At 33.5% G+C, this 19,119-nt stretch carries 24 protein-coding genes and 1 tRNA gene; 10 read left to right on the forward strand and 15 right to left on the reverse strand.

Features of this window, described 5'->3' with window-relative positions; genetic code table 11:
- Positions 1-59 precede the first annotated feature (59 nt).
- The 3 genes from Anndu_RS09730 (at position 60) to Anndu_RS09740 (ending at position 2,622) form a co-directional block, all read left to right on the forward strand.
- Complete coding sequence (locus Anndu_RS09730) at positions 60-446, forward strand: helix-turn-helix domain-containing protein (protein ID WP_464101020.1); 387 nt, start codon at positions 60-62, stop codon at positions 444-446.
- Between the two features lie 51 nt (positions 447-497).
- A protein-coding gene (locus tag Anndu_RS09735; RefSeq protein ID WP_464104065.1) for an IS630 family transposase occupies positions 498-1,525 on the forward strand; the annotation gives its coding sequence in 2 pieces (ribosomal slippage) (positions 498-951 and positions 951-1,525; 1,029 coding nt in all).
- Between the two features lie 107 nt (positions 1,526-1,632).
- The gene (locus tag Anndu_RS09740) at positions 1,633-2,622 is read left to right on the forward strand and encodes a transposase (RefSeq protein ID WP_464101021.1); all 990 of its coding nucleotides are present in this window, start codon (positions 1,633-1,635) and stop codon (positions 2,620-2,622) included.
- Between the two features lie 373 nt (positions 2,623-2,995).
- Here the strand turns inward: Anndu_RS09740 and Anndu_RS09745 are convergent, their stop codons facing one another.
- The 7 genes from Anndu_RS09745 to Anndu_RS09775 form a co-directional block, all read right to left on the reverse strand.
- Positions 2,996-3,046, reverse strand: coding sequence for a transposase-like zinc-binding domain-containing protein (locus tag Anndu_RS09745; RefSeq protein WP_464104066.1), 51 nt, complete (start codon positions 3,044-3,046; stop codon positions 2,996-2,998).
- A 19-nt stretch (positions 3,047-3,065) separates the two neighbouring features.
- Positions 3,066-3,911, reverse strand: coding sequence for an IS5 family transposase (locus Anndu_RS09750; RefSeq protein WP_464101022.1), 846 nt, complete (start codon positions 3,909-3,911; stop codon positions 3,066-3,068).
- Positions 3,908-5,164, reverse strand: a complete 1,257-nt coding sequence (locus Anndu_RS09755) for a hypothetical protein (RefSeq protein WP_464101023.1) — start codon at positions 5,162-5,164, stop codon at positions 3,908-3,910. The genes Anndu_RS09750 and Anndu_RS09755 overlap by 4 nt, the downstream gene beginning before the upstream one ends.
- Positions 5,154-5,405: a hypothetical protein gene (locus Anndu_RS09760; RefSeq protein WP_464101024.1), complete on the reverse strand. Its 252-nt coding sequence runs from the start codon at positions 5,403-5,405 to the stop codon at positions 5,154-5,156. The genes Anndu_RS09755 and Anndu_RS09760 overlap by 11 nt, the downstream gene beginning before the upstream one ends.
- A 94-nt stretch (positions 5,406-5,499) precedes the next feature.
- Positions 5,500-5,988, reverse strand: coding sequence for a hypothetical protein (locus tag Anndu_RS09765; RefSeq protein ID WP_464101025.1), 489 nt, complete (start codon positions 5,986-5,988; stop codon positions 5,500-5,502).
- 345 nt (positions 5,989-6,333) lie between these two features.
- On the reverse strand, positions 6,334-6,732 hold the full coding sequence (locus Anndu_RS09770; RefSeq protein ID WP_464101026.1) for a hypothetical protein: 399 nt from the start codon (positions 6,730-6,732) through the stop codon (positions 6,334-6,336).
- On the reverse strand, positions 6,701-7,060 hold the full coding sequence (locus tag Anndu_RS09775; protein WP_464101027.1) for a hypothetical protein: 360 nt from the start codon (positions 7,058-7,060) through the stop codon (positions 6,701-6,703). Before Anndu_RS09775 ends, Anndu_RS09770 begins: the two co-directional genes overlap by 32 nt.
- 178 nt (positions 7,061-7,238) lie before the next feature.
- On the opposite strand from Anndu_RS09775, the gene Anndu_RS09780 reads away from it, so the two are divergent.
- Complete coding sequence (locus tag Anndu_RS09780; protein WP_464101028.1) at positions 7,239-7,439, forward strand: hypothetical protein; 201 nt, start codon at positions 7,239-7,241, stop codon at positions 7,437-7,439.
- 491 nt (positions 7,440-7,930) lie between these two features.
- On the opposite strand, the gene Anndu_RS09785 is transcribed toward Anndu_RS09780, so the two are convergent.
- Together Anndu_RS09785 and Anndu_RS09790 are read right to left on the reverse strand one after the other, a co-directional pair.
- Positions 7,931-8,494 (reverse strand): hypothetical protein, encoded by a 564-nt coding sequence (locus Anndu_RS09785; protein WP_464101029.1) that lies wholly within the window; start codon positions 8,492-8,494, stop codon positions 7,931-7,933.
- Between the two features lie 60 nt (positions 8,495-8,554).
- On the reverse strand, positions 8,555-8,746 hold the full coding sequence (locus Anndu_RS09790) for a hypothetical protein (RefSeq protein ID WP_464101030.1): 192 nt from the start codon (positions 8,744-8,746) through the stop codon (positions 8,555-8,557).
- A gap of 152 nt (positions 8,747-8,898) precedes the next feature.
- On the opposite strand from Anndu_RS09790, the gene Anndu_RS09795 reads away from it, so the two are divergent.
- The 6 genes from Anndu_RS09795 (at position 8,899) to Anndu_RS09820 (ending at position 11,774) form a co-directional block, all read left to right on the forward strand.
- On the forward strand, positions 8,899-9,258 hold the full coding sequence (locus Anndu_RS09795; RefSeq protein ID WP_464101031.1) for a hypothetical protein: 360 nt from the start codon (positions 8,899-8,901) through the stop codon (positions 9,256-9,258).
- 3 nt (positions 9,259-9,261) lie between these two features.
- Positions 9,262-10,356, forward strand: a complete 1,095-nt coding sequence (locus Anndu_RS09800; protein ID WP_464101032.1) for a hypothetical protein — start codon at positions 9,262-9,264, stop codon at positions 10,354-10,356.
- A 169-nt stretch (positions 10,357-10,525) separates the two neighbouring features.
- Positions 10,526-10,792, forward strand: a complete 267-nt coding sequence (locus tag Anndu_RS09805) for a hypothetical protein (RefSeq protein WP_464101033.1) — start codon at positions 10,526-10,528, stop codon at positions 10,790-10,792.
- Positions 10,783-11,304 (forward strand): hypothetical protein, encoded by a 522-nt coding sequence (locus Anndu_RS09810; protein WP_464101034.1) that lies wholly within the window; start codon positions 10,783-10,785, stop codon positions 11,302-11,304. The genes Anndu_RS09805 and Anndu_RS09810 overlap by 10 nt, the downstream gene beginning before the upstream one ends.
- The gene (locus Anndu_RS09815; protein ID WP_464101035.1) at positions 11,301-11,522 is read left to right on the forward strand and encodes a hypothetical protein; all 222 of its coding nucleotides are present in this window, start codon (positions 11,301-11,303) and stop codon (positions 11,520-11,522) included. Before Anndu_RS09810 ends, Anndu_RS09815 begins: the two co-directional genes overlap by 4 nt.
- A gap of 21 nt (positions 11,523-11,543) precedes the next feature.
- The gene (locus Anndu_RS09820; protein WP_464101036.1) at positions 11,544-11,774 is read left to right on the forward strand and encodes a hypothetical protein; all 231 of its coding nucleotides are present in this window, start codon (positions 11,544-11,546) and stop codon (positions 11,772-11,774) included.
- A gap of 51 nt (positions 11,775-11,825) precedes the next feature.
- Here Anndu_RS09820 and Anndu_RS09825 read toward each other — a convergent pair whose 3' ends face one another.
- The 6 genes from Anndu_RS09825 to Anndu_RS09850 form a co-directional block, all read right to left on the reverse strand.
- Positions 11,826-12,908, reverse strand: coding sequence for a site-specific integrase (locus Anndu_RS09825; RefSeq protein WP_464101037.1), 1,083 nt, complete (start codon positions 12,906-12,908; stop codon positions 11,826-11,828).
- A gap of 123 nt (positions 12,909-13,031) precedes the next feature.
- Positions 13,032-13,105: transfer RNA gene (locus tag Anndu_RS09830), tRNA-Met, on the reverse strand.
- A gap of 120 nt (positions 13,106-13,225) precedes the next feature.
- Complete coding sequence (locus Anndu_RS09835; protein WP_464101038.1) at positions 13,226-15,316, reverse strand: peptidoglycan DD-metalloendopeptidase family protein; 2,091 nt, start codon at positions 15,314-15,316, stop codon at positions 13,226-13,228.
- A 559-nt stretch (positions 15,317-15,875) separates the two neighbouring features.
- Positions 15,876-16,337 (reverse strand): tRNA (cytidine(34)-2'-O)-methyltransferase, encoded by a 462-nt coding sequence (locus Anndu_RS09840; protein WP_464101039.1) that lies wholly within the window; start codon positions 16,335-16,337, stop codon positions 15,876-15,878.
- Positions 16,338-16,759: 422 nt separating this feature from the next.
- Positions 16,760-17,911: a glutamate--cysteine ligase gene (gene gshA / locus Anndu_RS09845; protein WP_464101040.1), complete on the reverse strand. Its 1,152-nt coding sequence runs from the start codon at positions 17,909-17,911 to the stop codon at positions 16,760-16,762.
- Positions 17,912-18,168: 257 nt separating this feature from the next.
- Positions 18,169-19,083 carry a M48 family metallopeptidase gene (locus Anndu_RS09850; protein ID WP_464101041.1) on the reverse strand — a complete coding sequence of 305 codons (915 nt, stop codon included), beginning with the start codon at positions 19,081-19,083 and terminating at the stop codon, positions 18,169-18,171.
- Positions 19,084-19,119: the final 36 nt, after the last annotated feature.

Genomic DNA, 19,119 nt, shown 5'->3' on the forward strand with positions numbered 1-19,119 from the left:
ACCATTTACAAAAAGTAAGTTCAGGGTTAGTATAAGAATAGATTAACAGGAGCAATAGTATGTCAGGAATATCAAAAATAGAAGTAATTGAATCAGCAGATACCCTCAAAAATCTCATGAAACAACAAAAAACAGCTTTGAATTTTGCCAAAGTTCAAGCTTTATATCTTTGGAAAATTCAAGTGGCTGAAACGATCAGATACTTAGCGGTAATGATGGGGCGTAGTGAGAGAACAATTTACGAATGGTTTCACTTATATAAGACGGAAGGATTAGACGCATTATTACAAGAACATAATAAAACAGGAAGACCAAAAAAACTAGAGCTAGAAACAGTTGCTCTGGTCAAAAAAGAATTAAGTGAGCCTCAAGGATTTAACAGTTACCAAGAAATAAAAATATGGTTATTTACTTGTCAAGATATAGCAATCCTAAATAGGTCATAACAGATATAATATTAATTATAATCTAAATTCAAGGAAAAAAAAATGAACATTATTTCTGAGTTAAATGATTTTATCAATCAAACAAAAGAGGCTAAAGAAATAAAAAGGGCTTTAGCTGTCAAAATGATTTTAGAAGGAAAATCATACCATGAAGTAAAAGAATTATTACAAGTTTCTCATAGCTTTATTAGTATGTGGAAAAATCAAGCTCTTTTTTGTGGAGTAGAAAGCTTGAAATTACAGTTTAAAGGAACTAAAAGTGAATTAAAACCAGAAGAAAAAGACCAAGTTATTAATTGGTTAAGAGAGCAAGAATATTTAAGATTATCAGATTTAAAAATTTATTTAGAGCGAGAATATAATATTATTTATAAATCCAATCAAAGTTATTATAGTTTGCTCAAAGAAGCGAAAATAAGTTGGAAAAAAACTCAAAAAAAGAATCCGGCTAAAAATGACGAATTAGTCGAAGCTAAAAAAAAAGAAATCAGTGAAAAATTAGAGATTTGGAAAAAGAAATAGAGAGTGGAGAGCTTGTAGTGTTTATGATTGATGAATGTCATTTACTTTGGGGAGACATTTTAGGTTATGTTTGGGGAAGAACAGATCAAAGAATAGAAATTCCCATTAAAAATGAAAAAAGCCGACAAACTTATTATGGGGCATTAGACTATCAAACTAAAGAATTTATTGTCAAAGAATATGAAAGTGGAAATACAGAAAATACGATCAAATTTATCAAGTATTTACTATCAAAAAGAAAAGGAAAAAGATTAGCAATATTTTGGGATGGAGCAACCTATCATGACTCAAAAGAATTTAGGGAGTATTTAACTATAATAAATCAAGATTTATTGGAAGAAGAATGGTTAATTACTTGTCATAAATTTGCCCCTAATGCTCCAGAACAAAATCCGGTAGAAGATATTTGGCTACAAGTGAAAAATTTTATTAGACAATTCTATCATTTATGTAAATCATTTAAAATAGTAAAGTGGCTATTTAAGTTTTTTGCGCATGGTCAAATATTTGATTTCCCCAAACTTTATCAATATGGAATTTTGCCACAACCTATTTAGGATTGCTATATTGAGATAAGTTATACCACAATAGACATCTCTATAATATAATAGAAATAAAAAAATTAAGCTATCATCAACAAAAATTTTAAGGAGAAATAGCCAAAATGAGTAATTATACTTGGCAATATATTCAAGATCACAAACAAGCAACTAAAAGATTATTAGGAATTAATTATGAACAATTAGAACTGCTAATCGCACATCTTTTAATCTTGGAGAAACAAGCAAAAGAAGAATCTGAAAAACAAAAAACTAGAATTATCAATTCCGGTGGTGGTAGAGAGAGTAAACTTTCAAAAGAAAACCAGATTATTTTGACTTTAATTTATTTAAGACATCATCTGAGTTTTCAACTATTAGGTATCGTCTTTCAAGTAAGTGAATCAACTGCGAATAATTTGTTTGATTATTGGCAAAAAATTATGAGAGAAGCTTTGCCATGCTCTTTACTAGAACAAGTAAAAAAGTCCCCAGAAAAAATAGAAGAAATGTTGGAAAAATTGAAGGAAAATGAATTATTAGTAGATAGTGAAGAACAGCCAAGAGAAAGACCTTTAGACTATGAAGAACAGAAAAAATATTATAGTGGAAAAAAATGTGAACATACTTTTAAAAATCAATTAATTAGTCTTCCAAAAGGCAGAGATATTGTGGATGTAGTGGCGGGAAAACCAGGTCCTTCAAGTGATATTAACATTTGTCGTCAAAATCTCAAGAAGTTTGGGATGAATCAAATGTTTAAAGGGGATAAAGCTTATGTGGGAGAGCCACAAATTATTACCCCAAAGAAAAAACCGAAAAAAGGAGTATTAACTCAGGAAGAAAAAGAAGAAAATAAAAAGATTTCATCGGTCAGAATATTTATAGAACATTTAATTAGAATCATAAAAATATGGCGAGTAGCAAGAGAAAGATTTAGATTAAGAAAAGATAAATATCAGTCAGTATTTTTAACAGTTTGTGGGTTAGTGAGATTAAGAATTGAGAGTTTAGTTTTAGAAATAGTAAAATCATCGTCATCAAGTGAAGTAATTGATGTTTTAATCAGTCATACTTTTGGGAGGAAATTAGATTTAGAGGAAATTTTGACGTGAAATTAACTTTACGGCGATTGATTGCTGAGTGCTGATTAAAGATGAAACTGTTACCATATAAGCTTTATCAGTTATTGGAGATGTCTAATTATTAAGGATATGTTCAATTAATTGATTAACACTTTCTTGTTTAACGTATCTTTCGTTAATAGCTTTTTTAAGCTTAGTTAAAATGTGATTATTCAAATCAAGAGTTACTTTCATAATTAAAAATCCCTCCAACCGTTTAACATATCAAAAACCTGATGATGATCAGTTATCAAAAATACTTTGTTTAAGTTTGAATATGATCGAGTAATTAGCAAGAGCCATAATTCAAAAGAACGCCGGAAATAATAAAATCCCCTTAAGAAGTTTTGCATAGGTTTAAAATTTAAAAACTGGTTTTACAATCTTTACATAAATAGCGCTGTCTTCCCTGTATTAGACCTCTTGCGAAAGTATCAGACGATCGCCAATTTTGTCTTCAAAGAAAGCTCATAATTGTAAATACCTGCAATTAAATTAAATCTTAATCTAAAACGTTTTCTTCTATTTCTATATCGTGATGAAAGTATTTTAAATATTTTCAAATGACGATGAATATGTTCAACAATTATCCTTTCTTTTGCTAGTTGACGATTAAATTGTTTTTCTTCTGAACTGAGTTTTTTGTTTCTTCTTTTTTTGATAGGGATGGTACTATTTTTATGAATTTTATTAATTCCTTGATACCCTTTATCTGCTAAACATTTGGTATCTTCATTTAGATTTATTTTACTTTTTTTAAACAGGTTAAAATCATGAATTTGTCCTTTTGCAAAAGCTGTACAAATTATTTCTGCACTTTTTTTATTGATCAATAGTTGGGATTTTATTGTATGATAGCCTTGCTTCCCACTATAATAACTTTTCTGTTTTTTTTGAGGACGTTCTATCTCATGTTCTGAGACATCAACTGCTACTATTTCGATCTCATTCTCACTTTGAATTAGCGTTCTTTTCCCCTGTAAAGTAAACAAACCTGAACTAATTAAAATTTTCTCAATTTTATTCACAATTCGACAAACATTTGATTCATGAATTCCCCAATCAATTGCTAAATGAAAAAAAGAACGATATTCTCTTAAATAGGCAAGAGTCATTAATATTTGATCTTCTATAGATAATTTGCTTTTCCTTCCCGGTTTTTTTTGGAGTATTTTTTCAGCTTTGACAATTTTTACCATATCATTAAATGTTTCGAGCTGAACTCCACAATAGCGTTTAAACTCAGTTGAGTTTAATTTTTTGACTTCTTCATAATTCATATTCTGTTCTCCAATTTTTTCTTTATTGTACTTTCATGATCCCACTTTCGCAAGAGGTCTATTGTACCATTCTTTTTAATATTTAAAGAACCGCAACCAATACAAGAAATTGTTGCTGTTGCTGTTGCTGTTGCTGGTGGCAACAGTCCGATAGCCTGATTTAAGATTAATAAAGGTAGTTGATTAATGGGAAGTAAATTTAAAGGAGGATTGCCATGTTTCTTAAATTTACTATAACTATGATGGGTTGGATGTAAGGCTATTTGAACGGGAACACTACCAGAAACAACACAGGGATAAGCTATAGATTTAATGTATTCTTTTTCTGGGGTATTCTGTTTGAAATTCTCATCAATAATAGCCCGTGCCGATGCACATAAAGCTATCATAAAATAGTTATTCAAATACTTCTTAGAAATACCTAAATCTGTAGCATTATGGGATTGATTAAGCATAATGAAAGTAATACCAAATTTACGCCCTTCAGAGCCTAATCTTTTCATCGCTGAAGTAATATTTTTCTCATTGCTAAAGCGTTCTAAACAGGCGTTAACTTCATCACAAAATACGATTAAATCATCTCCTAAAGGTAACTTTTTCTCCTTTAATTCGCATCGGTGATCAAGTTCATTAAGAAGCCATTTAAGCACCTTTTCAATTTGTTCAATTTTACCAATTGACTTAATCCCTATTTCCCCCCAATTATCGTTCCAGTGAGGGTCTAAGGCTAACACTTGAGCGGGTTTTTCTTGAGTCAATAACCCTGCTAACCAACAAGCCACGCTCGTTTTCCCACTGCCGGAGTTGCCGGAAATAATAAAACCAACTGCTTCATCAATGCAGTCATGCCAATCATAAACATCAAAAAGCGGTTTTGGTTCGGACGGTTGATCGTGATATTCCTCAAAATCATCCTGAATCACAGTTTTTTGAGCCATAACAGGAGGCTGTAATAAATTTTGATGCTGTTGGTCATCCAAAGCCTTAAGCACCGTCAATTTATTAAAAAAGCTATTTTCCTCAAGATGTTGATTACCATTAAGGAAAGTTTCCATTTTATTTAATTCCTTTAATAAATAAAATGAAATTTTACAGGCAACAATCCCCGTTCCTAATCCCCATAATCTTAAGGTTTTATTGGTGGTATTAAGGGGGAGAAACAATACAATAAAGACTAATCCGGCGGTGATAAGATCAACAGTAATAGAAGTAATTAAGGTTAATCTTTTAATGGGCGTTAAATTATCTAACATAGCTCCATCTCCAGATAATTACAAATAGATTAAAACTTGCCCACATGACGATTACAGCAAGGTTGAAACTTTCTGCATCTTTGATTAATAAATAATCCCATAATTTCTTACAAGCCTTGATAAATAGCTCATCATACTGATAAGCTAGAAAAAATATTAAATTACTGGCCAAAAACAACAGATAAAATGTTAAACTATAACGCCAGTCAATAAAACTAATTTCACTGATAATCGCTGACATAATAGCGGTTGTCAGTCCTAATAAGACAAATTTTCTCATAAAGATTAAAAGCCCTAATTAAAGGGCTTCCTCCAGTGGTAAAAGTTAAACAAAATTAAAAGATTGATTCTTTAATTGACTCTTTGGATGCAGAAAAGATAGCTGAAACTTTACTATTCGCATCATCAATCGCAGTCTGACCATTAGCTTTGATTTTGGCCATTTGTACCCTCGTCCCTTGTAAATGTTGATTAATAACTCCTTTTAGCTTTTGGTTAGAAACTTCAACATTAGCAAGGGCTTTTATATGATCAGCTAACGCTTCGTTATTCTTAACAGTTTCTTGAGCCACTTCTGTACGGGTTTGAAGAATTTTGCGGCCATTTGCTGACTGTTTTTTAAAGGTGGCTTTGGCTTGATTTTCCTGTTCAACTACTTCATCAGTGGCGAGTTCAAAACCCTCTTTTCTGATCCCTTTTACATTCTGAAATTGAATGTTTCCGGCATCGGTAGCACTGAAGCCTCCGGTGGGAGAATGCCACGCATCTAAGTTAATATTATTACCGCCATTAATGGCTGATTTTTTGAATCTTTCTAATGCCATAATTTCTCCTAATTATTGTTAATTATTACTGGTGTTTGATTATTATTATTAGATTGATTACCAATGGTCACGGCACAAAATAAACTAATAATAATTATGGTAAAGATGATAACCGGATTAAACCCGTGAATCTCATCGTTAGAGCTACTTTTGTGCCTTTTGTAAATGATTTCAACATCATCATCATTCACAACTAGAAATTTATCGTCTTTGTTATTCATGGTGTAAAATTAGTTTGAATTGTTATTTAAGGAAACCAATCTAACCTTGAGGAAATAAACCCCCCTTCGGGTAAAGGTTTCCAGTTTTTAGGTTTAGAGAATTTAGAAAGATAAAATCTCATCATTAATTCAGTTCCTCCTCGGAGGCATAGGGCAAGGATAAAGGGTCATTTTCTAACACCTCAATTGAAGTTTCCAAAGCCAACAAATTATTATCTAATTGTTGATTGAACCCTAAGAATCTTTCCATTAATCTTGTTTCTAATTTTTGTTGAAATGTGCCATCTACAAACTGTTTAGAAACTTTAACTTCAACTTGTGCCGCTAAATTATCCGTTAATTTATCGGCTAAAGAATCTGTCATTTCTTCAAAATTATTAACAGTTTGATTTGCTACATTTTGACCAACAGCTTGACGTGCCTGTGTACGAGTTTTGTGACCATTACGGGCTTTAGGGGTTTTATTAACAGTATTACTGTTAAGAATGTCGTCAAGTTTTGATTTTTCTTGATTGATAGTCATTAATTAATTCTCTCCATTTTTGTTCAGGATTTAGGTTAAATTGTTCGCACAAATAGCCAACTAAATTGTTAGTCACTATTTCCTTAAATTGATTAATTGTGTGTCCCTTTCTCCCCCTTTTAAGCTCTAGGAAAAGCTTAAGCGTGGTCAATAGGATCCCGTCAGCTTCTGTATATTTAGCGTCTCGATTATCAGGGTCAAAACCACACGATAATAAGTATTTACGCCAATATTCCCTAGCAGAAATACCCAATACACACTGTAAACCTTTACGGGAAAACGTAGAAACACCATCAACCTCGTAGCTGTCAATGTTTAAAGTTTTCATTGTAAACCTTTACACTATTTTTTTTGTAACTAGCGTAAACCTTTACGCTATAATTTAAGAATACTGATAAGATTAATTTTTGTCAGTTGAAAAAATACACCAAACAAAAAAGATACCCCTCTGGCTAATAGGAATAACCAAAGGGGCGACATCATTAAAAGTAATGGAGCTACTTAAAATGACTAATAATATATTAACAGGAAAAGCTTTTGTTTTACTCTGTTTACAGCACGGATTTAAAAATTATCAAGAAATCGCTGATCGCTTCAATGATGGAAAAATTGATCTGATCAAGCGTTGGGGGAGTGGGAGAAACGATCCAGCCCTTATTACTCAGATCGGGCTTTATGCGATCGCCAAAAATAACGGGTGGTTGTGAAACGATTTTCCAAAAATTGAATAAAAAAGGTTGATCAAAGGTTGATCAGGTTGATCAAAACCTCGTAACTTAGATGTTATGGGGTTTTTGCCGTTTTTGTGGCTATTTTTCAGAATGAGGTTGATCAGAGGTTGATCAGGAGGTTGATCACTTCTGAAAATGATTGATATGACGGCTTTACAGATACTTTTTTTCTTTTTTTATAAAAAAGGTTGATCAGAGGTTGATCAGTAGCCACACGCCCCTTAAATTAAGCGTTTTGACCATCGCTGATCAACCTTTTGCCCAAAAAAGCTAAAAAAACTTTTCCTGCAAATCGCTGAAACGCCCATTTTTCGTAAAATGACCATTCGAGTCTGTAACATAACCGCTCCCGTACTACAAACATTTTTGAGGGGCTAGAAAGTATTAAAAACTAAATGTATATAGTGATTCGCCCCTTTTAATACAGCTTCTCGATAAAACCCTAAACCATACTACAAATACTTTGATCAACGTCTTCGACTTAACGGACGGATTGGACTGAACGGACGAATGCGTCTTTGATAAGCTTCACTAGATTTTTTTGTTTTAAGGTGATCAGGTTGATCCGTTTCTTCATCCCTTTTAGCATCGGTATTTTCCCTCTGATCAACCTCTTGATCAACCTCTAAAGGATGATCAATTTTCTCCGGCGGAGGATTTTGTACAGAATCATCAACAGCCGGAAGTTGATCAATTGGTTTTATTGGTTCAGAAACTTCAGAATCACCCTTAACCTGATCGTCCAAAATCGGTTTATGCGTATAACCAGAATTTTGACTTTCTAATTGGTTAACCCTTTGCTCTAATTGGTTAATTTTTTTGGTTAGGCTAGATTCTATTTTTTTCAATCTTTTCTCAACTTGATCATCTTCATTAGAAGGATCCCTTTGGTTGTCACCTTGACCAAGGGCATTTAATAAAATCCGTTTGGCACATAAACCGATTGACTCCCCATCTTGACGTAAAGCTTCAAGTTGATCGAGTACCTCTTGGGGAGCAGAAAATTGAATGAGATTTTTTTTAGTAGCCATGATTTTTAATCCTTTATTTAATAATGTATCTATACTTATTATTATCTATACTTACCGAAATTAGAGTATAGATAACATAACCTCTAAAATACGTTGTCTTTGTTGGGGGGATAACTGTCTAGCGGTAGTAATACCACCTAAGCAATATTTACGGGTAGCAGATTGATTAAACATACAACACCGCCATAAAGCAATATTTAAGGCAATAATCAACAATGTTTGTTTCTCTGTGTTTACTTTTTCTAAGTCCATACCGATCGGTTATCTAGTGTTTATCTATATTGTATCTATAGTATTTTGGTTTGTCAATAACAAAGTATAGATACATATATCTAGTAATTTCTTGACAGTATATATAGTTAGTATCTATAATGTAATTAGAAAAATTACTTTGAGATTGACTTATGGAAAGAATAAAAAACGCAAGAGGCAATTCCCCCTCATGGCTCACTCCTGACGAATTAGAACAGGCTCAAGCATTGATTGATTTAGGTTTTGGCTATTTAGGACTGAGCAAAGATTACTCAACTTTTGAAGAATGGGAAGTTAAACCACTAGCCACTGTTAAGGGATGGAAAATAGGGGTTTCTTCTGGGGAATGTGTGGATGTCATTTTTAAAGATGCCCTCTTTTTCTATTGGTTAGAAGAAAAAGACCAAGCTTTAAAGATGGTTAAACAGGCTAAAAAAGCCATTCAACAGGTCATTAAAGAGCAAAATTCAAGAGTCATTCAATTATCGTTATTAACTTTACTGGAGGCTTAAATTATGGTTAATCCAAAATGCTTATCAAACTTAGTTCCCAATAACCGCTTTTTGGGGAAGCAACGAATCAACTTAACCCTGAAACCGGAAACCATTGAATTTTTAAAACAAAATTATCATTCTGTTTCTGAAGGGATTGATCAATTAGTTTCTGGTTATGCTCCAGAGTCAACAGTCCATTGGTACAAATCCCGTCTTGAAAATACCACTAAAGATCGTGACCAATTGTTGATCAGAATAGCTAACCTTCAAAATGACGTTTTAGAAGCAAGGGAAAATAATGTCAATACTCAACTTGATAAGCGTTGCTGGGAATTAGAAAAAACTAATACCTATCTTGAGGAACGCATTAGACAGAAAACATTTGAGGTTGACAATCTCAAATTGGAAAATCAACAATTAAAAGAACAGCTAAAAACTCTCAAATTTAAACTTGAGAATAGAAAACAACATGATCAAGAAAGGTTAACCGCAATGGTTCGACATGGGGAGTTTATTCTTAAATTTAATCGTGAACATGGTTATTTTTTAATCGTTCCCAAACATCTTAAAAATCCTTTAATTGACTACATTGAAGCTCACGATCTTGATTATCATTACTACGGTTTTGACTACCCATTGACTAACCATCAAAATATTCGTATTGATGCAATTAACACGATTGAAGGGCTAATAGAGTTAATTGATAAATTTGAAAAAAAATCTGATTATGCGTATAACCAGATTTCAGAAAAAAATAATGAAATTAAAGAATCAGATTTAAGTTTAGATTCCCATGATGAAAAGTATATCAGTGTTCGCCATGATTATTGTGATTTTATCGAATATGAAAGGGTAAGCGAATTGGTCAATGGTGAAGCTAAATTATCAGAATCAGATTTAATCATAGCAACGATTTATTCCCCCATCAAAAAAACCTTAATTGAGGTTAGAAAAAAATTAGATTTAGTGCTTACTCGGTATGAGGGAATAATCGGAAAAGTTGAGGAAAATTTGGACGGAGATAAACAGAAAAAATGGCTTTTACAATTCAAGTGTTATGATGTTAAAATGAGTTTTTTCTGTTTAGATAAAATTAAACAAGAGTTATCATCATAACGGTAAAGTTAAGGCAAATAACCACCTAAGTTTAATCAAATTTAGGTGGTTTTCTAGTGTAAAATTTACACTGCAATATTGAGATAATTAATATATACTTAATTTATTGTTTACAAGCAATAAAAATATGACCGAAAAATTTATATTTCAACCTCATAACTATCAACAAATGAAAACAGCTATAGCTTATTTGTGTGATATTCACCAAATATCAGAGGATACTTTGTTAAAGATATTTAAAGATAGTTTCTATCGTTTTGATATGATGGTTATTTGCTCTTTAGGTAGTCATTTAATAACCATTGAATCCTGTGATGATTATATTGATCCTCAAGATTTTATTAAGGATTTTTGTCAACCTTGGTATGAACACTTAGAAAAGATTGTATTCACTAGAAAAAGCAAAGCAACTAGAGAGGGCAAATCATGGACTTAATTAAAGCATTTAATCTCAATTATGAACATGGGGGTAACACCCATTTTAAAGAAAAAATAGTTACTGGTTCATTTCGTCAAATGTTCAATACTTGGCTTTATTACCTTAACTCTGACTTCAAAGAAGGGAATAACATCAAATTCTTTGAATACTTAAATAATCGTTTCCCTCTCCCTAAATATTACAGATTTGATGGTTTAGGAAAAGGCGATTATCGTTTCGATTTGAGAAAATTTTATTATATTTCTCCTTTTCGTGAATGGAAACAAATGTTTTTCGAGCCTTATGAGGGATATTTTGAAAACCCCCATTTTAATAGAGTATGGTGTTTTTATGATGCTTTAAATCGTGCCGTTTTCCCTTCAATCTTTGATTATTTATTTAATATTTGGATTGAAGAAATAGACAATATTTCATATAGATATTACAACTATTACGTTTATCTTGAAAAGTACAAAAAAGTTAATTTTCTTCAATATTTAATTATGAAATTGAGAGGTCAAATCGTATGAGATCTATTAAATTAATTACAGTCATTGGTAACGATCTATTTTGGAATGATAGAGATTACGAAAAAGGGGAATATTTTTTAAACGTAATAAGAAATAAGCATAATGAATTAGCTAATGAATTATTACACGATAAAAATATTGTTGACACATCAATGATGAACAAAGAAAGACATTTTGGATGGACTTACGAATCGGAAATTTTTTATGAAGAAAAATAACACTAAGAACAAAGGAGAATTATGGAAACTAGAACTATTGGGATTTATAACTTTACGGCAATCCCCGATCCTGAAATTATTAAGGATGCTTTTACTAATATTTTTGGAGAAATTCAAAAAATGCAAGAAACCCATAAGGACATAGAAATTGAATTAGATGATTTATGTGACCTTGTTTGTGATGTTAGAGACGAAATTGTTGACTATTTACAATTTCATGACATTTTTCCAGAAAAGGAAGATCAAGATTAATTATTCAAAACTTTTTATAAATCAGGTTATGCGTATAACCTGATTTTTGTTTTATAAACATGGTGGTTGTGGACGATTAGGACTGCTCAAGATTAAATTCATAGCCCGTTGGTGAACATCTTTTGTAATCCAGTGGTGATAAATTTTTGAATGTACCGCTACGGAATGACCCATTTGAGCGGCGGCTAAACTAATATCAAGCCCAAATTCTAAACTCCTAACCGCCCAAGCATGACGTAAATTGTAAGGACTGAAAGAAATTTGAGCTTTAGCAAAAGCCTTTGTTACCCTATTCCCTAAATCGCTGTTAGTTCTCCCCGTAACCTCTGGGAGAATTATTTTTTGTAAATTCCACTTTTCAGACCATTCAGGGAAAAGTGGCCAAACGTAACGCTCCCCAGTTTTCCCACGATTAATAAAGGCAATGGGAAAATCAAGTAGATCCAAATTAAAAACCTCATGGTTACGCACCCCATAACAAGCCATAATTCCGTAAACCCAACGCCACGACTGACTTTCAAACTTTTCGATAAAATTGGCGATCGTCACATCGTCTGGAAGGGAACGGGGAGATAAACTCTTAATCCCATAATTGCCTACCAAAGAGCGTAAATCATGCTCTAAACCGATTACATCAGCTAATTTTGCACAGGCTAAAGCATAACGCCTACGACTACGGGTATCAGGTTCGGTGGTCAAAATATGGTTTTTGAGAATTTCGACAGTGATCTGCTTATTAGGTAAACCGCTTAGGGGCTTTAAATATTCATGTTCCCATGTGTTGATTGTGGAGGGAGTTTTCGCCCTTGTGGAAAAATAATCTTTTTTGAGCTTCTCAAGGTAATCAGTCAAAGTGAAATTTTCTGATTTTTGAGAAATAAACTTTGACCAATCAAATTGTTTTAGATCTAACAGGGCGCTGATTTCCTTAGCTTTGGCCTCAGCATATTTTAAACCCTCTGGAGTAGCTCCCACTTTCAAACTTAATCTTTGTTGATGCCAAGAGCGATCACCATGCTTAGGGGGAAAAATACCCCGAAGATATAAAGAATTTCCCTGTTTTTGAATTGTTAATTTAATGTTAGCTAACTTTAACCGTTGGTTAATCTGTTCTAATTTCTGTTCAAAAATCATTAGCCTAAATTTAGCCTAAAAATCGTGTACTAATTTGGCATAGTTTGTCTTAATTTGTCATAATTTACAAATTGTAACAAAGCTAAAACCCGTAAGATTTAAGAAATTTAGACATTAGAAGAATGGCTCGAGGCAGATTTGAACTGCCGACCTTGGGCTTATGAGTCCCCTGCTCTAACCAACTGAGCTACCGAGCCTTTTATTTAATCACCTTAATAACTTTAGCATAACTACATTCTATTTGGCAAGTATTTTTCTTGACTTTTTCAAAAAAAAAGGAAGCAAATTGCTCCCTTTTTTAGTTAAGTAGGTTGAAATTAACGTCTGGGTAAATAGGAAATAGGATTAACCGCTTGATTCCCCGAAGGACGAACTTCAAAATGAAGGTGAGGCCCCGTACTGCGTCCTGTGCTTCCCATTTCTGAGATTTGTTGTCCCTGAGTGACATATTGGCCAGTACGCACTAGAAGCTTGTTATTATGAGCGTAAAAGGTGACACTACCATCTTCATGTCTGATTTTGACTAGGTTGCCGTAGCCTCCAGAGTTCCATCCTGAAAAAATGACTTCTCCGTTGGCGGCGGCTACGACTGGTGTACCAATGGGAGCCGCAATATCAATACCTTTGTGCATTCTGCCCCAACGCCATCCATAACCGGAAGATATGACTCCTTTGGTTGGCCAAATATAACCTTCAAAATTAGGTCTGGCACTGGGTAAATATTGATCGGCACTTGCCAAATCTGGCAGTTGGGGTGCAACCGTTTCTCCCACTGGCACTTCCAACATTGGATTATAATTTCCAGAAGAAATGGGAGCGGCCGCAATTAATTCTTCTGGTTGCTGTTGAATAGTGGGATTAACTCTAGCAGTATTTGTTCTTTGAACTGGCTGAGTTGGCTGAATATTAGTTTGAGGGGCAGGGGTAACATTATTTTCCGGTTGCCACTCTGGATTAACTGAACGATAAGGATCTACGGGTATTTCAATCGGTTGATTAAAAGAAGTAGAAGTATTTAAAGCAATGGTATTATTTTGCTCATCATTATTAACCGCAGAAGCTTCTTCTTTAAAACGGTTAACTTGTTGAGTCATGCGATTTACCCCCTCATCTGTAGCATTGGCCGTATCTACAAAATTAGTAGCACTGGGAGTGGGTAAAGATTGATTAGACTCCTGAACTAAAGCAACGGTTCGTTGATTGGTGGCATTATTATTTATAGCCGATTGTTCAGGTAATTTTAACTGTTGATTGACTTTAATTAAATGAGGATTAGTTAGATTATTTTCCTCCATCAGTTCGGAAACTGATAAACCGTGATTTCTGGCAATAATATCCAGTGTATCGCCTTGACGTACAGTATAAAGTTCTGACGATGTAGATGCAAAGGCAATAGGTTGTTCAACGGGAATAGGAATTTCCTGTGGTTGAGCAGTTAGATTAACGGTTCGATTTGAATTATTAGAAAGATTGTTATTTTGAGTGCTTGGCTGAATCTGCTCCTGTACACCTGGTAAGGGAACGGGAATATTAATTGGTTCTGAAAAATTGTGAAAATCAACTGATGTTGGTTTCGCACTAGGTAATAACGCCGTTTCAGGAATAATAGTAGAAGGACTTACTTGGGGCTGACTAGCCGGAACATTTAAAGCCGTTTGATTATTTTGATTTTGTGGTAAAACAGGCGCAACTTCAGAGGATTGTTCAATCTTTTGGGGGGGAATAACGGCTATTTCCTGCCCTGAAAATTCAGATTGATCCGATTTACGGCCAGCAGTAGAAAGACTAAGTTGTTTTTCTAACCCTTGTTTTTGCTTTAAGACTGAATCAAGATCAACATTTGCATTTTCTACTGGGATTTTAATAGTTTCTCCCGCAATAATTTTGTCATCAGGACTAATTTGATTAGAATTAGCGATCTGTTCGGTGGTGACTTGATATTCTTGAGATAATTCCCATAAAGTATCCCCCTTTTTCAGTTCATGTTGAAAAGTAGGGGTAGGCATGGCCTTAACTTCGGTAAGAGTAGAATCTTGATTAGCAACTTTTGGTTCTAAAGACTCGTCATGATTAGAAGTTGAAGATTCAGATACAACCGAATTAGTTTCAAGAACTTGATTCGCCTTAGCTTCTGGTTCGTTGATGGGTGCAACTGTGGTTAATGATAATTCATCAGTAGTCGGTTCATTAGCTAAAACAGCTTGATCGCCTTTGGGAACTAAGATTCCAGTTGCCCCTACGGATAGAGCCAGTCCAATCATTGCGGCAGAATGACGAACTTTACGGTATCCCTCAGTGGTAGCAACAACCTCAGTTGAAGCTTTTTGTTTTGCTTTTAAATTGACATCGCAGAAGTCAAAGCAAAGAGAAGGATTAACTTGAGCCTTTTTAAGTTGTGTGTCTTTCAAAAACAACCTCCTGTGTGTGTGATGAGCGTTTAACTGTTTTATGATCATTCCCTTTGTTCTTGCCTAATGAAAGATTGAGGGAAAAACCTATCAATTTAGGATTGTTTTTTGGCAACTAATGACTACCGCCATTAAAACAGTTAAACTTTTTTACTTCTTTGTAGGACAGATTACCTTGGATTTTGATTTTTGACAAGTTTAAGCAAATATCAATGGATTAAGTCCTGATTTGACAAGGGTTTTCCCCCCATTAAGATCGGATTTTTTTTTAGTGATTGTCTGCGATAAAAACGTCTACATTAATGACTTTTCTTGATCAGGAATGAATGGTCTAATTCCTTTTGACTTAAGGCTTAATCCGATTTTTAAAATGACAAATTATTGCTTAAATTTTGTTTTTTTTGATAATCAAAAGGAGTTGATACTATCAGAAATATCTATCATTGAATTGTCAATTTTGACTATTTGTTTGATATGAATTTCTTATCATTCATCAGATTTTTGTGCTTAATTTTACTAAATCAGTAAACAGTGAGTTTTAATCATTGAGATTATTAATTTAGTTTAAATATCCTAGTTGACGATGGGCTTCAAACAGTCCGATGGCCGCACTTACGGATAAATTTAAACTGCGCACAACCTTACTTTTCATGGGTAAATAAAGGGTTTGATCACAGTATTCTAAAAAGGGCTTAGGTAGGCCAGATGTTTCACTGCCAAAAATTAACCAGTCATCTTCTCGATATTGATAGTCAACATAGTTACATTTCCCATGAATAGAATAACCTAAAAGACGGCCGCCCTTTTGTTGGTGAAAGTTTTTAAAGTTTTCTAAGTCCGTATGATAATGTAAATCAACGTGAGGCCAATAATCAAGACCTGCTCGTTTTAAATAGCGATCGCTCAACTCAAACCCTAGAGGGGCGACAAGATGTAATTGTGTACCAGTGGCGGCACAAGTTCGGGCAATATTTCCCGTATTGGGTGGAATTTGGGGTTCTACTAGGACTAATCTAGGCATAATGACGTAAAAGCTAATATTTAATCGTTTTTTCTGGTTTTTTTGGTCAAGGTGAGGTTAAATTTTTTTGGGAAAATTTACCTATTGACCTATAAGAAATTTTAAATTAATGGATCCCCTTTCCCATTGATTAAAATTTGTAAACTATTGTGGTTAATTTTGGTTTTGCCTTGCCGGAGATGGGGATCAAGTGAAAATGGCGAAGGATCAACTAAAAATTAGTTGTTTTAGGGAAAATGCACTCTAAAGAATTACAAAAACTTATTAAAATCTTTTAAAATACTGATTAAACTGTTTTAAAATATAACAATCTTAAATCGGTTGTTGCAAATTAATTAGTTTTTAAAAGAGACGCAAAGCCTTGTTATAAATAAAGACTAAAGAATAACAAATGCGTTAATCTTATTTTTGATCACTCTAATTTATAAATTTAAAAGTTCACATAATTTATCTTCTAAATCTTTTTCTTGTTGTTCAGCTAGGTTAATTTCATTAATTAAAAGATTACGAATATCTACGCCATTATTAATTTGATTTAACCAATTTTGGGCGGTATTTCCTTGTTTAATAATTTTAGTTAAGGGAGATAGAAAACAAGCAAATCCTGTTTTTTTAGCAATGGGATAAACTTCTTCATATACCTGCATAATCAAATCTTTAGCGATAATTTCTTTCCCTGTTTGCCAATGAATTAATTTAGCATCTAAACTATTTTTACTAACTGCTTCTTCGTTATGATCTGTAATTTCAATTAGGGCTTGAGCTAAATTTTGATCTTTAATTTGACTACCAATTAAAGGGTCTAAATTACTATCATTAAATAACTGTAATAAACGGGCTTCTAATAAAGCAATAACTGATAATAAACTAATAGGTTCTAACATTAAATCACAAATTCTTAACTCAAGGCGGTTAAGATGATAGGGGCGGCGATCGCCGTTGGGGCGCACAGATGACCATAGATGACGTACATTTTGCATTGTACCTAATTCTAACTGTTCTTCTGTCCATTGGATAAAATGACGATGGCTTTCAAATAATGGCACATGGGTGGGTGTTTTGGGAAAAGTAGCCCAACGGGTAGAGTGATGGCCTGTCATTTTCCCGTCTAAAAAGGGTGAAGATGCACTCAAGGCAAGGTATAAGGGGGCTTCAACCCTAACTAAACGACAGGCTTTAATTAATAATTCTGGATCGTCAATTCCGATATTAATGTGAATACTAGCGGTTACAATTTTGGTATGATAGGTGTTCTCTATATAATCATGATAGGGATTATGGGGATCGGAACGATAAAAAATCTCACTGTTACCTAATGAAAGGGTACTGCCAGGAATTAAAGTATAATCACCTAATTGACTTAAATAGGATCTTAATTGTTGACGAGGCCGTACGATCGCACATAAGAGGCGATCATAGTTAGTAAAGGGGGCGGTGGTATATTCCACATTGCGATTATCCGGCTCTCTGACAAAGCCGTCTAAATCGTGTACAATGCGATCTGATAGACCAATAATATCTCCTTGAGGAGTTCCGGTATAAACCTCGATTTCTAAACCTTTGGATAGCAACACAATCTTAAATTTCTCAAAAATAATAAAAAAGACTTTAACTATTGTGACAAAGATTGACCATAATAGACAAATCAAAAATCAGAATCAAATAAAATTATTCAACAATGGACAGTGGACAGTGGACAATTGATCATTATTAGACAATTATTAATTATCAATTGAAAATTGATAATTGTAAGGGCATAATATCTTAAATTTTAATTTTAATCAATACCTTTAAAATCTTATGCCCCGATGAATAAGGGCTTTTTCTTGATTTAAAAATTAAGGCCAACTGATTGTAGTCTATTACGATAAACTTGTTGATCTAAACCGTTATTTTGTCCCGCACAATGGTCAGAAACATAAGAAGTTATTTCAGGAGTTTGATTATTTGTATTAATTCTTTGTTGCAGTAAAGAAACTCTATTTTGTGGTGAGGGATGGGTACTGATAAAAGTGGGAACATTAGATCCCCCACTAGCTTGTTCTAAAGTTCTCATAAAATTAACCATTCCTGAAGGATTATAACAAGCTCTGGTGATGTTATCTAAACCTAGTTGATCGGCTTCTAATTCATCTGCTCGGCTATGGGGAAGACTTAGGGCTAATTGTACACCGATTTGAACGGCCGCACTTTGATCTAAACCTGCGGCGGTTAATAAACCTTGGGTTAGGGCTTGTTGGCGCATTTGTTTAACGGAATGTTTTGCTACAATATGACCTATTTCATGGGCGATCACACTGGCTAACTCCGCTTCATTTTTGGCCGCTTTGAGTAAACCTGTTTGAATATAAACATAACCGCCCATGGTAGCAAAGGCGTTAATTTCATCATTTTCTACTACTTGAAAAACGTAGGGAATATTTGATCTATTGCTATTTTGAGCTAATTTTTGGCCAATTTCATTGACATAATTAGTTAATTGACGATTGCGTGAAATGGTCACTTCTTGGCTGATTTCTTGATTAATTTGTTTTCCTAAGTCTATTTCTTGAGCATCGGATAAATTAGATAATTGAAAGACTTGGATCGCCGGAATTAATAAATCAAATAAACTCCAACTATAGGCTACTTGGGGAACTCCTACCGATAGAGCGATCGCCATCAAAAAACCAGTTAAGCCATAGCTTAAAGGTTTTTTTCCTTTGGAGAAATGAGATAAATTTAGTTTAAATTTTTTAATATTCATAATTTGGATCGTGGGGAATTTTCAATAATTTTGATA

The organism is Annamia dubia NIES-4383 (assembly GCF_055394725.1).